Annotated in this window: 10 protein-coding genes and 1 pseudogene; 1 reads left to right on the forward strand and 10 read right to left on the reverse strand. The window is 49.6% G+C overall.

Annotated elements, in window-relative coordinates; translation table 11 throughout:
- Positions 1-215: 215 nt before the first annotated feature.
- Positions 216-668: pseudogene (locus NWF31_RS13020) on the forward strand (IS110 family transposase); the annotation flags it as partial.
- A 158-nt stretch (positions 669-826) separates the two neighbouring features.
- Here NWF31_RS13020 and NWF31_RS13025 read toward each other — a convergent pair.
- The 10 genes from NWF31_RS13025 to ftsE form a co-directional block, all read right to left on the reverse strand.
- The gene (locus NWF31_RS13025) at positions 827-2,188 is read right to left on the reverse strand and encodes an FAD-dependent oxidoreductase (RefSeq protein ID WP_258360942.1); all 1,362 of its coding nucleotides are present in this window, start codon (positions 2,186-2,188) and stop codon (positions 827-829) included.
- A 102-nt stretch (positions 2,189-2,290) separates the two neighbouring features.
- Positions 2,291-3,904, reverse strand: coding sequence for a BCCT family transporter (locus NWF31_RS13030; RefSeq protein ID WP_258360943.1), 1,614 nt, complete (start codon positions 3,902-3,904; stop codon positions 2,291-2,293).
- 267 nt (positions 3,905-4,171) lie between these two features.
- Positions 4,172-5,434, reverse strand: a complete 1,263-nt coding sequence (locus NWF31_RS13035; protein WP_258360944.1) for an anaerobic glycerol-3-phosphate dehydrogenase subunit C — start codon at positions 5,432-5,434, stop codon at positions 4,172-4,174.
- Entirely contained in the window at positions 5,400-6,707 is a 1,308-nt protein-coding gene (gene glpB / locus NWF31_RS13040; RefSeq protein ID WP_258360945.1) for an anaerobic glycerol-3-phosphate dehydrogenase subunit GlpB, read from the reverse strand. Before glpB ends, NWF31_RS13035 begins: the two co-directional genes overlap by 35 nt.
- Positions 6,700-8,295, reverse strand: a complete 1,596-nt coding sequence (gene glpA, locus NWF31_RS13045) for an anaerobic glycerol-3-phosphate dehydrogenase subunit GlpA (protein WP_258360946.1) — start codon at positions 8,293-8,295, stop codon at positions 6,700-6,702. Before glpA ends, glpB begins: the two co-directional genes overlap by 8 nt.
- Entirely contained in the window at positions 8,285-9,076 is a 792-nt protein-coding gene (locus tag NWF31_RS13050) for an HAD-IIA family hydrolase (protein WP_258360947.1), read from the reverse strand. The genes glpA and NWF31_RS13050 overlap by 11 nt, the downstream gene beginning before the upstream one ends.
- Before the next feature lie 198 nt (positions 9,077-9,274).
- On the reverse strand, positions 9,275-10,438 hold the full coding sequence (locus NWF31_RS13055; RefSeq protein ID WP_258360948.1) for a S41 family peptidase: 1,164 nt from the start codon (positions 10,436-10,438) through the stop codon (positions 9,275-9,277).
- 66 nt (positions 10,439-10,504) lie between these two features.
- Positions 10,505-11,638 (reverse strand): murein hydrolase activator EnvC family protein, encoded by a 1,134-nt coding sequence (locus NWF31_RS14845; protein ID WP_258360949.1) that lies wholly within the window; start codon positions 11,636-11,638, stop codon positions 10,505-10,507.
- A 25-nt stretch (positions 11,639-11,663) separates the two neighbouring features.
- Entirely contained in the window at positions 11,664-12,551 is an 888-nt protein-coding gene (gene ftsX / locus NWF31_RS13065; RefSeq protein ID WP_258360950.1) for a permease-like cell division protein FtsX, read from the reverse strand.
- Positions 12,541-13,227 carry a cell division ATP-binding protein FtsE gene (gene ftsE / locus NWF31_RS13070; protein WP_258360953.1) on the reverse strand — a complete coding sequence of 229 codons (687 nt, stop codon included), beginning with the start codon at positions 13,225-13,227 and terminating at the stop codon, positions 12,541-12,543. Before ftsE ends, ftsX begins: the two co-directional genes overlap by 11 nt.
- Positions 13,228-13,333 lie beyond the last annotated feature (106 nt).

The raw sequence follows: 13,333 nt of genomic DNA on the forward strand, positions 1-13,333 counted from the left end.
TGGTGACTACTCAGTTAAGAGTGAGACCATTGCGGTGCGGCGCATGTTTCTTACGCGAAAGCTCTAGCCAGCAGGGCCAGCCGGCCTCTGGGTTCAGCAGGCCAGAGGTGCACCCCTGGCTGTCCTGCCGCGCTCTCATCGACCTGCGTGGTTGTTACGCTCCGCACCCGCAGGGCATGCCCCAAATCTTGGGCCAGCCAAAGGAGGGATACCCTTTGGCCCAGGTCATCTTTGCAGGCATTGATATCAGCGCTCTTAAATGTGACCTGGTATGCCTTGATGAGCAAGGGCACCAGCTGGCGCCGGCTAAATCCTTTGCCAATAACCGCGAGGGCGCTTCTGCTTTGGCTGAGGTGCTGGACAAGCTTGTTAATGATTTTAATGCCCAGCAACTTCTTATAGGTTTGGAGGCCACCTCTGTCTATGGCATCCACCTACGCGATTTCTTGCTGGATGCTTTGGCGCTAAAAGAATACTCTGCTGAGGTCTATGAGATTAATCCTGTTATGGTAGCCGGGTTCAAAAAGGCTTTCGGTCCTAAACGCCCGAAAACGGATGCTATGGACGCCTATGTTATTGCTGAACGGGTGCGCTTCGGGCACCTTACCCCTTATCGTCGGGACTCTATGGTCACCGAGCCTTTACGCCAGCTGACCCAATATTATCTTTTTTACTTCTTAAGTTATCAAATCCCATTTTTTAGACCTTGACATTTTACCGTGAGCCTAAATCTAAGCTTTTTACCAGCGCAATCTAAGAATAATGTATGGCTATATCCGGTTTAATCTGAGACACCCATGCCGCCAGCGCGGCACCAGCAGAAGGATTAAAATACCCTCACATTTTGTTTCTCAAGGGTAGACTGAACCTTACGAATATCAACTTTTGATGTAGGTACATCATCTAAAACAGAAATTGCGGCTGCAACCCCTGCACCCTGACCGGTTACAATACAGCAACCCATATTTCTGAAGGCGGCGTGAGCCATTATGTCACCCGAAATACATCTTCCGGCTACAAGGAGATTATCAATTTTTTTTGGTAAAATAGCGCGATATGGAATCTGAAAATAACGGCCTGTCGTTGGTAACCATAGAATCCCATTACCATCAATGAATTCAGGAAAAATTCCAATGGAATCTTCAAATCTTCCTTGATTCATTACGTCTTTACCTGTCATTTTGTAATGACCTTCGATAAATCGAGATTCCCTAGTCCCCAAGGTCATGCCAAAATTTCTTAGCCGTGCTTTCTCAAAACCGGGTACATATTTTCTTAGTACATTGACGGCATTAATAACACATTCTCTTCCAATCATTTCGGCCCTAGTCAAATCTTCAACGTTGGTACAATCAATTCCAGATATATGAACCATATTAAGCTGAGTTACTTCTCCTTCTGGTGTGACCGAACTGTACGTACCGCCAAAATCGACGTTATCCGGTTTATTTAAAAAACCTTCATTTATTGCATCCATAAAAGGTTTAACCAGATATGGACTGAACATATTATCTTCTTTGCCGCTTGTTTCCATCTTCCAAAAACCTTTCCAGTCAGCATAAGTTGGCTTTAATTCTTCTATATATCTGAGAAATCTTTCCGTATTTACCCCTCGGCAGTGGAACATTTGGGTTACAATGGAAAGCTCTTCTCTCTTTCTTTTGGTGAACGGTACACCTGCTAAAGCAGCAATATCTGCATCCCCTGTGCAGTCAATTATCCGTTTAGCCAAAATTGCCTGCCTTCCAGATTTACTTTCTGTAATTATACCTTTTATCATTCCGTCTTCAACAATAGCATCTACTGCATAGCAATGCAGCAATGGCTTAACACCTGCTTCTGTAACCATTTTATCCGCTACATATTTAAACATCTCCGCATCAAGCGCTTCGCTATCAGATTGGCATTCTTTCGTGCTTGCTCCAAATGTCCTCGCTTTTTCTTCAAATTCGAAAAGTAATCCTCCAGCTTCGATGGTTCCTTCATGTCTATACCAAGCCACTGCTTCAACTCCGACTTGAGTTATAACACCGCCAAAACAACCATAACGCTCAACTAGAATGGTGTTTACGCCTTCTCGAGCCGCAGCTATCGCTGCTGCTAATCCCGCAGGACCTCCGCCTACTACCAGGACATCGGTCTTTGCTAGTATTGGTATTTTTTTAGGGGGTTCGTTAATATATTTCATTATCATTCTCCTTTGTTGCTTCGGCGTCTCCGGTAAAAGTTCTTACAAGAGACGCCGAAGCTCATCAATTCGAGGAATTTCTGTGGAATAGGTTACTAGGTTTTATTCTTCCGACTTCACATAAATCTTCTCGCCACTATACTTAATTTGTGGAATTCCCAAAGGAAAATCTTTATTGAGCTGCTTAAAGAAGCTCAAGATAAGCACAAGCATTGCAAAGCAGATAGGTGCCCCGGTGATGAGGGATACGGTTTGAAGCGGTTGTAATGCTTCTCTATTGAGAAGATAGAGACCGAGAGATACAGTTCCGGCTAATATGAGCCAAAACGCCATATTCCATTTCTGCGGATCTTGATCACCCTTGATCTTTTTCTCAGAAGCCGCGGCTAGTGAATAACCGACAGCGACATGACCGGTGATATACGATAGTAGGCAGACCGCCGTGAACAAACCAATCCAGAAGTAACTTCCAGGTAAATGGTTTAATAACTCTATGACGAGGCCACCGCGTCCCTTATCACTAAGGGTCTTCACCATATCCACAGCACCGCTAAGCTGTAGATTTAATCCGAAATTCGGCAGAATCATATAGAAAAGCATACAACCCAGGGATCCGGCAGTAAGGCCCCCAATGACAAGTTCTCGGATCGTCCGGCCTTTGGAAATTTTGGCGATGTAAAGACCGAATGGAAGCGCGTAAACAGCCCACCAGGAAAAGTAGAATATTGTCCAGTCTTGGGGGAAACCATGCTGCCCAATCACGTCTGTAGTCAAGCTCATATAGAGAAAATTCTGCAGCATTAAACCTAAAGCGTCAACAGACTGATTCAGAATGAACCAGGTTGAACCGCTTAAAAGTAAAATCCCAAGCAATATAATAACGAAGCCCCAGATATTCAAATCGCTAAGCTTGGCCACCCCTTTCTTTAGGCCGAGCATGAGTGCAATAAGAGGAATAAAGGTCCAGAGCGCGATAACAATAACGTCAAGCAGCACATTTGACTTTTCCATACCAAGAAGGTACGCTATTCCATTTGAAATGGGGGGTGTACCAAGAGCTAGTGAGGTTAGAACACCGCCAAGAAGTCCAAAGATATAAAGAAAATTGAGCACATGACCCGCGAAGCCATCCGAACGGCTTCCAAGAAGAGGTCGTGCATATTCGCTCATTTTCATGTTCTCTTTTTTCTTGGCATAGTAGAAATAACCGATGGGAACAGCCACGGCTATATAAAATGCCCAGGCCGAGGGACCCCAATGAAACATACCGTATGTTGAGGCCCAGCGAGCCGCCTCCTGTGTTTGGGGAGCAATACCGAATGGAGGTGAGCTATAAATCCAGATCCATTCGACTGCGGCCAGGTAAAGCAGGCTTCCACCGGTTCCTGAAGTAAGAATCATACCAAGCCACTGAAGGGTTGAAAACCGAGGCTTCTCTCCTTCCCCTCCCAATACGATGTTACCCATATCAGAGAATGCGTAATAAAGACAAAGTATGAACATGGCCATCGTGAACACTAAAAAGAACCATCCGAGTTGATGGGTGGTAAAGGCATGAATCTTACTAAGGACATTACTGCTTGCCTTCGGGTACATAAAGAAAAATACACCGCATAACAATGTGACCAACGTGGCAGGCCAGAAAACCGCATTGTCGATACGCATACCAGTTGACTTCGCGGAATCGCTCGTCAGAACCTCTTTTTGCGGAATCACTTATTATAACCTCCTTATTATGATAGTAATTGAACAATACACTAACTCAGCTACAATCTCTTTAACAGTTGTCAATCTTAGCTACATCATATCAACCCACCTCCAATACGGTATAAAATTAACCTCTGGCATTTTCAAAGCGCTGCCAAAAGATTTGGTTGCTATCTTATGCCATTTGGGTGCCTAATAATTCACTCATATACTTTGAAGGCTGTTATTTTAAGTATATATTTGCCATTTCCAGGCAAATTCGGATTGTAAAAAATATCATCTTGCTGCTTCTACCTGTTTCACCATAGCTCGGCTGGCTTCCAGAGCCTGAAATAATAAATCGATTGGATGTATCACAGTATAACCGGTATTTTCCCCAATTTGAAGTGCACAAGTACCACAATCGGTAACTACTTTATCGGGTTGACATTCTTTTATTTCTTGGAAGAGGGAAGTACCAATTTTCAAGGAGAGGTCGTACTTCTCTGCCTTGAAGCCGTAGGTTCCGGCCATACCGCAACAGTTATTGCCCAGGACATGTAACTTGATAGCGGGAATAAGAAATAATAACTCCACCGCAGGTGTACCTATTCCCTGCGCCCGCAAATGGCATGGCGTATGATAAGCTATCTTCATTGCAACAGGGCCAAATGCGTTTTGTTTTATATGCTCTGGTATTTGATTCAGTATAAATTCACAGGCATCAAAGCAGTTTTTAGCTACTTCTACAGCGCCGGGTAAGTCGAAAACATCAACATAATAAGACTTAAACATTGAAGCACAGGAGGGACAGGTAAAAACAATAGGCATTCCTTTTTCGACATAAGGCAATATACATTCTAGATTATCCCTGGCCAAGTTACGGGCAGCTTCTATATCGCCATTCAGGGAAAGAGGCAACCCGCAGCATTTCTGTTTCGGCACAATTACCTCGTAGCCGACATTTTCCAGGACCTGGACCAGGTGCCGGCCCAGGTCGGGCCGGTTGAAGTTGGCATAACAGCCGTGAAAAAAAACGACTTTCCTGGTTACAGCAACCTGCTTTTGCAGGGCGCTGGCATGCCTGGCATACCACCGGCGAAAGGTAACGGGAGCATAAGCAGGAAAGCTTCTTGCTGCTGCAATGCCGATAACCCTTTCGGCAACCCGGCGTGTCATTTTTTGTTTCAAGGTCCAGTTGACCACGGAGGGCCATAAAGATATTATCTTCCCGATTCTATCCGGGCGGCTGAGGACGCTGTTGCGAATAATAGAAACCCTGGAACTGCGGCCCTGCCAGCGCTGTTTCAGAATCAAGGTGGCCGGTTTGATACCGCTGGGACAGACCAGGTTGCAGGTCCGGCAATCGGTGCATAAATCCAGGGTTCCCACGGCAGCCGGGCCTTTTTCCTGCAGGTGCACCAAACGGGCCCCATTTGCTCCGGCCATTTTGGGGCCGGGAAAGGAAGGTTCTACCTGCAGGACAGGACAAAAACTCTCGCACAAGGTACACTTCTGGCAGGCTTCAAATTCCTGCGCATGAATAGCAGCCACATTCATGCCCGGTTTCTCCTTCAAGAGTGGTGCTTATCTTCATGGCCGTCGCCAGGGCAATCCCGTTACCGCAACCTTCATAGTAAGGATTATACCCTCCCAGGATGCGGCCGCAAGCGAGGAGGTTGCTAAATCCCTGGACGCGAAGATTGTCATCTACGGCCACGCCCGCATTATAAACAAAAGATTGATAATTCAGCCGGAAAGCACCGGTTAACGGGCTGTAGCACAGGGGTTCGCAAAGCTGGCCGTTAACTTCAATCAGTCCACCGCCGATTAGCCCGCCGGTGGCCAGGATAAAATACCTGGCCCGGTATCGTATAATTTTCCCTTCGCTGGCCACATCTATATATTTTACCTCCCCACCGGCGGCACCGGCCGATAAGGCCTGGCAGTTGAGATTCACAGGTACTTTCCTGGTGTCAAGGACTGATTTCAAAGAGTTGAACAATCTTGCGCCGGCTACAGAGGGGGGAAGGACAGGTACTTCAAACACTTCCATGCCCAGGTGCTTACGAAGAGCTTGCCAGGAAGCAAAGTGTTTTTTCAAGCCCAGGACCGCCGGCACAAGGACTACTTCAGGCTTTTCCCGCCAGGGAATAGCTTCCTTCAGGCTTTTAATAAGTATCTCTCTCTGCTCCTCATCATCAAACTCCCTGGCGATAGTCAGGCTTTTAACATTGCCGGACTGGTAACTGCCTTTTCTTTGCGGCAAACTGGCCAACGCCCAAGTTATTTTTGTTCCCGGAAACAGCCCAGCCAGGTTGCTCTGCACCAGGGAAGGGTTAAAATCCAAAAGTCCATCAAAAGAAATGACAGCTACGGACTTTTTCTTCAAGGTTTCCGTCGTGGCAGCAGACGCTGGCAAAAGATGGGTCTGCTTGAGAGTTCCCAAGGGGGTTAACGCCCGCGTATTAGCTGTTTGACAGGGAGTTATATATTTCAGGCCAATAGAGCTGAGAAGTTCGGCCAGATAATTCTCGGCCGCAGCCAGGGCTTCCCAGCCCGTCCGGCCGTAAGGGTGGTCCGGCCAGTGGGTTTTAAACTGTGAAAGGGTTGCTTTTAAGTCCTCTACCGGTTCGCCGGCCGGTGTCCGCCGGAGCACATCAATAAAACCGGTACTGGCGACGACAACCCCTGCCCCCTTAGCGATAACTGCTACCCGCATCCCCATTTTACTTAACAGAGCTGCTGTGAACAGCCCCGCCAGGCCAGCGCCCACTACGACTATATCAAAGGTACGTTCATAGGCCGGCACCTGGACTGACTCTTTAAGCAAGGGCAAACCCCCTCCCCTGATCCCGTTGTAAGGCTAAATCTAAACCCATAATGTAAGTATAAAGGGCATGGGCGAACTCCGTTTCCCGGAACTGCTCTTGAGCCAATGCCGGCATCATCCCTTGCCAACGCTCATGGATAAAGTCGATTAGCATGACTACAGCCTTTCCCGGGGGGATAAACCCGCTTTCGTTTAATGTCCCAAGGACGCGGTAAGCACAGAAGGCCCCCTGGCAGGTTCCCATGCCGAAACGGGATCGCTTGCGCAAGTCATCCAGGGTAAAAAACTCCAGTTCCCCGGCGGCATTTAAAACTTCGCCGGCGGTTACCATTTCGCATTCGCATACTCTCCGGGAATTAGCTTGCTGTCCCTCCCTGCGTTGGGCCGGCGCCCCCGCCTTTACAGCCCAAAGTTTTCTGCTTTCTTCAGGCGGCGGCACCGGCGTACCAGACGTTGCCGAGGGCTTGCTCATACCAAGGATTGCCGCCGCTACATCGGCTGTTTTCTCAGCCATTAACCTGAAGGTGGTAAACTTGCCGCCTACCACGGATACCAGGCCGCTAACTCCATCAGAGCGCTGGTGATTGATAATTGCAAAACCCCGGGATAAATTGCGCGTGTCATATTGCCCGCCATCGTTGTCGGTGGTCAGCAAGGGCCTCACCCCGGCAAAGGCTCTAAGAAGACGAAAACTTTTTAAGTCAGGAAAGAGTTCGCTGCCAATAGTTAATAACTTTTCCACTTCATGGCGTGCTACTATCTTCCTGTCGGGCTCGCTGGTAGAGCCTGAGGTGGTGCCAAAAATTGAAATATTATGTGATGGTACTAGAATATCGCCATCTCCCGGTTCCCGCAGGCGGTTGATGACACAGTTACTGAGACGGGAATTGAAAACTAGTAATACACCCCTGTCGGGTAAGATTTCTACGCGGCAATTGGCCATCCGTGCTACAATGCCCGCCCAGGAACCGGTAGCGTTGATTACTAGAGATGCGGTAATTATCTGCTCTTCCCCGGAAAGGGTATTACGTGTTTTAACCCCCACGATGGAATTGCTGCTATCAAACACAAAACCAGTTGCGGCTGTTCTTGTTTTTATTTCTGCTCCCAAAGATCGAGAAGCAAGTGCTAGACCCCTGACGATTTGGTACACTTCAATGGCCGCATCATCCACCTGGTAGGCTTCCGCAATATTACTGTTTAGAAACGGGCACTTTTTATAAACTGTAGCTAGCTCTTGTGGTTCGACCTTTATACCTGCATCTTTACAACCTTTAAGCCACTTTTGGGTATATTCCGGACTATCCCCTGCCAGCCTGACAAATAACCCTCCACAGGGATCAATGGCCCAGGGGGCTATCTTTTTTAAAATCATGTTTTCTTGAGCGCATTCTGTTGCTGCTTCCCGATCCTCTACGGCGTACCTCCCACCGCTATGGAGAAGGCCATGGTTACGTCCAGAGGCTCCATTACCAAGGTCCTCTTTTTCAATAAGGGTGCATTTAATACCCCTGAGGGATAAGTCCCAGAGTATCCCTGTCCCCGTAATGCCCCCGCCAATAATTACTACCGTAGTTTCACTCCTCATAAATTTCACCCTTTAGTAAATCGGCCAGGGTTTCCAAAATATAATCAGGTTGGATCTCAGAATGTTCCAGGTCTTCACGCCTGGTTACGCCCGTCAATGTTAAAGCAGTTTTTATTCCCACCATTTTCCCCATCTTAATATCTGTTTCCAGCCGATCACCGACCATTAATACATCTTCTTTAGGTAACCCCATTCTATTTAAGGCCGCCGTTACTGTCCACGGCGAAGGTTTACCAACAATTTCTTCGCATTTCTTTCCGGTCACCGCTTCTACAGCAGCGATCATTCCTGCTGCATCCGGCACTACTCCTCCCGGAACTGGGCAGGTACGGTCTGGATGAGTGGCCACCAGTCGTGCCCCATTACAAATGGCCTGCATCGCATCATTTAGCTTTTTATAATTAAATTCACGATCCCAGGAAACGACTACATATTCTGCTTCAAGAGGATTATCTGTTATTATACATCCAGCATTTATAAGTTCGTCAGCAAGAGGCTTCTCGCCTATCAGGTAAATACGTAAACCTTCTTTTATTCCTTTTAAATACTGTGCCATTACTATAGAAGAGTTGATTATATTTTCCTTTTTGACCGGGATACCCATAGCATTTAATTTTTCTTGATATTTTGTCACCGGTTCAATTGGTTTGTTAGAAAGAAATACGCAACGACAACCCTGTTTCATAAGTTCACGAATCGTTTCCGCCGCCCCCGGTAGAGGGTAGTCGCCCAGGTAAACAGTCCCATCAAGATCAAATAAATAGCCACCAAATATTTTCATTCTTGATTTCTCCTGTATGCTTCAAATCTCCAAAAAGAAAAGCTCCAACCAAGAGTGTATTACACAACTCTTGATGGAGCTTCTCGTCCTCTCTGCTCCATGCTTTTTAAATTTTCTACTAATAGTATATCGTTTCATGGATAGAATGTCAATAGTTTAATAAACCTTTCTTCATGAACTCAAAAACTCAAGCTCCGCCTATTTCCCCAGCACCTCCAGCGCCTTCTGCAGCTGGACATCCCGCTCCGGGTCCGGGGCGGCGGCCAGGACCTGCTGTTCCAGCTGGGGGTCCATGGTGACGACATAATCAGGGTTAATGCCCTTTTTATGGATATCGTGTTTTCCCGGTGTTAGATACTTGTGGGTAGTGATTTTCACAGCCGTCCCCCCCGGTAAGGGGTAAATCGTCTGGACGATGCCTTTGCCAAAAGTCGTCTCGCCCACCAGGATGCCGCTGCCGGTATCCTTGATGGCCCCGGCCACAATTTCCGCCGCGCTGGCGCTTCCCCTGTTTACCAGTACCACCAGAGGCAAGGGGTGCGCATAACCCCGGGCCATCAGGGCTTCTGTGTTTTTCTGGTCGGCGATGTAAACCACCGGCCCTTGAGCCACAAAATAACTGGCCACATCGACGGCCGCAGGCAGCGCGCCGCCGGGGTTATTGCGCAGATCGAGGATCAATTTCTGCATCCCCTGCCGGCGCAATTCTTCCAGTTGCCGGCCCAAATCCCCGGCCGTCTGTTCGTTGAACATAGTCAGGCTGATATACCCGATGCCGGGATAACCGGGAAGCATTTTGCCGTCTACCGTCGGTACCTTGATAACCTCCCTGGTGAGGGTTACTTTGCGAAGATTGCTCTCGCCTGCAGGCAGGATTGTCAACTCGACCACGGTCCCCGGCTGCCCCTGCATCAGGCCGGCAGCAGTCTCCAGGTCCATGCCGGTGGTATCCCGGCCGTCGATGGCCACAATATAATCCCTGCTTTTTATCCCCGCTCGCTGGGCCGGCGTACCCTTAAAGGGAGAGACAACCATCAACCTTTTGTCTTTTTCGTCCAGGGTGATAAGCAGGCCGACGCCGCCGTAACTGCCGCTAACACTCTCCTGGAGTTGCCGGTAGGTTTCGGAATCTAAATATGTAGAGTAAGGGTCATCAAGGGCATCAACCATGCCCCTGATGGCCCCTTCCATAAGCTTGTCCGTGTTTACAGGTTCCAGGGCTTGAAAGCGCAACAGGGTATAGGTCTTAAGCAGCTGCTGCACTTCCTGATAGTGGGTGGCTACTCCCAATCCCAGAGTCAGGGTAGTGAGGATACATAGAGTAATTAACCCGTTTTTAACCTGCCGCCATATCCTTGGCAAGCCAACCACCGCCTGCGTTCAACTTCACCATTATCCTTATCCAATTATATGTAGAAAGGGTAAGGATTAGTAATAATTCATTGGGTTGGTGGGCTCGCCCTGGAGGAGGACCATAAAGTGGAGATGGGGACCTGTACTCCAGCCCGTTGAGCCTACCCGGCCAATCACCTGTCCCTTTTTTACCTCTTGACCATCCCGGACCAGGATCGCCGAAAGGTGGGCGTACATGGTGGACAACCCGCCGCCGTGGTCAATAACAATGTGATTGCCATATCCTCCCAGATAGCCGGTAGAAATTACCTGGCCATCTAACGGGGCAATGATTTCCGTACCCGTGGGGGCCGGTAGATCAATACCGTCATGGAAGCGCCTGGTCTTCAGCAGGGGATGGATACGCCAGCCATAATCGGAAGAAATAGAAGTATAACCCGGCAGGGGCCAGAGCATGCCCTTGGTTCCTTCCGGTCCCAGCTGGCGATTGCTCTTGGCCTGCTCGGCCCGGATTTTGGCGGCAATCTGGCGCGCCAGGGCCTCCATTTCATCCAGGGCGGCGGCGACACGCTTCTTCTCTGCCTCGACCTGGGCCAGGAGCTGGCGCCGGCTCTCCTGGCGGGAAGCCAGCTGCACCCGCTCACCGTCGACCTGGCGCCGGAGCTGGGCAATCTTATCCCGCTCGGCTTCCAGCCGTGCTTTCTGGGCAGCAATTCTTTCTTTTTCCGCCTTGATCTCCTGGACGAGCTTCATATCGCCTTCGGCAATCTTGGTCAGAAGTTCCATGCGCACCAGGAAATCTTCGAGGCTGGTAGACTGCAAAAGGACTTCCAGGTAATTCACCTGGCCCACCTGGTAAATATCCTTAAGGCGTGTCCGCAGGATATCCACGCGTTTTTCCTGGGCCGCTTCAGCCTCCTGGAGTTCCGCCGTCACCTTACGGACGTTTTCCTGGGCAATTTCCAGTTCCCGGTCCAGCCTGGCGATATCTTCTTCTTTTTCCTTGATTTCCTGTTCCAGCTGCTCTAGCTGTCGCAATAGGGCTTGCCCTTCATCGTTTTTCTGCTTCAGGAGCTTCTGCTGTTCCTCAATATTCTGCTGGATTTGCTGTTGTTGCTTTTGCAGTTCATCCAGAGTAGCGCCATGGGCCGGCAGGATACCCAGGGAAAAAACCGCCAGCAATAACCAGGCTAGAACTTTACCGCGCACTGCTTCACCTCCCATCTATCTCATATTACACTTTCAGGAAACGCCTGATGGAAAGGAGACTGCCAATGGCACCAACCAGGGCTCCCCCGGCCATCAGGCTTAAAACACTGCTCAACAACAGGTCCCGGTCGTTGAGAAGGGGAATGAAGACCAGGGCCGAACCCGCCCTGGTTAAAAACAGATTATAGCCGGCATAAACAGCCAGGGCCGCACATCCCGAACCGGCCAGCCCCAAAAAAAGACCTTCCAGGAAAAAGGGCCAGCGGATAAACCAGTCGGTGGCGCCGACATACTTCATGATGCTTATTTCCCGGCGGCGGGAGTAAACTGTAAGGCGGATGGTGATGATTATCAGGAAAAGGGCGCCGAGGCCCAGGAAGAGGATAATACCTGCTCCCAGCCAGCGCAGCCAGCGCACCACCGCAAACAAACGCTCGACAACCTCCTGGCCGTAATTAACCTTTTCCACCCCCGGCAGGCCGGCAATGGCCCGGGCTACTTCATGGATGGTTTCCGGATCGGCCACCCGGATCCGCAGGTAATCGGGCAAGGGGTTGACGCCGCCGGTAGCTTCCAGCAATTCCTCTTGCCCGCCAAACTGTTGGCTCAACTGCTTTAAGCCCTCTTCTTTGGGTACCAGGGTTACCTCCGTCACCCCGGGCATGGCCTTGACCTGGTCCCGGACCTGGTAAGCTTCCTGGCGGGGGGTATCAACCTGGAGAAAAACGGCAATTTCGACGTTGGACTGGAGGCTGGAGGCAAAATAGTTGACATTAAAGACCAGGAGCAGGAAGGCCCCCAGGAGAAACATGGAGATGGCCACGCTGGCCACTGCCGCTAGACTCATCCAGAAATTGCGCCACAGGGATATGCCGGCCTGCTTGAAGAAGTAGCCGGTCGTTCTAAGCTTCATAACCATAGGCCCCCTCCCGGTCGTCCCGCACCAGCCGTCCCTGCTGCAGGGCAATAACCCGCTTGCGCATACTGTTGACAATATCCCAGGCATGGGTGGCCATGATCACGGTGGTCCCTTGGTAGTTTATCTCTTCAAGGAGCTTCATTATTTCCCTGGAAGTCGACGGGTCGAGGTTACCGGTAGGTTCATCGGCTACCAGGATCCGGGGGTTATTCACAATAGCCCGTGCGATGGCCGCCCGCTGCTGTTCCCCGCCGGACAGCTGGTGGGGAAACATCCGGGCTTTACTCCCCAAACCAACCCGTTCCAGGGCCTTTTCCACCCGGGGTTTAATTTCCCGGGGCGGCACCTCGATTACGCGCAGGGCAAAGGCGACATTTTCATATACGGTCCATTCCGGTAGCAGGCGGAAATCCTGGAATACAATGCCGATGTTGCGCCGTAAAGAGGGTACTTCTTTCCTTTTCAGGCGGATAATGCTGCGGCCGCCGATAAGGATCTGCCCCCTGGTAGGCGTTTCTTCCCGGAAAAGCAGCCTGATAAAGGTCGTCTTCCCGGCCCCGCTGGGGCCAACCAGGAAAACAAATTCACCTTTATCTATCTTCACGCTCAGGTCATCAAGGGCGATGATGTGCGGCGGGTAAACCTTGGTCACGTTATAAAACTGGATCAGGCTCAAACCAGCACCCCCAGGCAAAAGAAAAACAACCACATGGGTTGTTTTCGACATAACTGGCAAGAATCCTTTCGCCCGGCGGTTATTGTAATAATTTGTCTAT

The sequence above is a fragment of the Neomoorella sulfitireducens genome, from assembly GCF_024733845.1.
Classification (GTDB): Bacteria; Bacillota; DSM-521; order Neomoorellales; family Neomoorellaceae; genus Neomoorella; species Neomoorella sulfitireducens.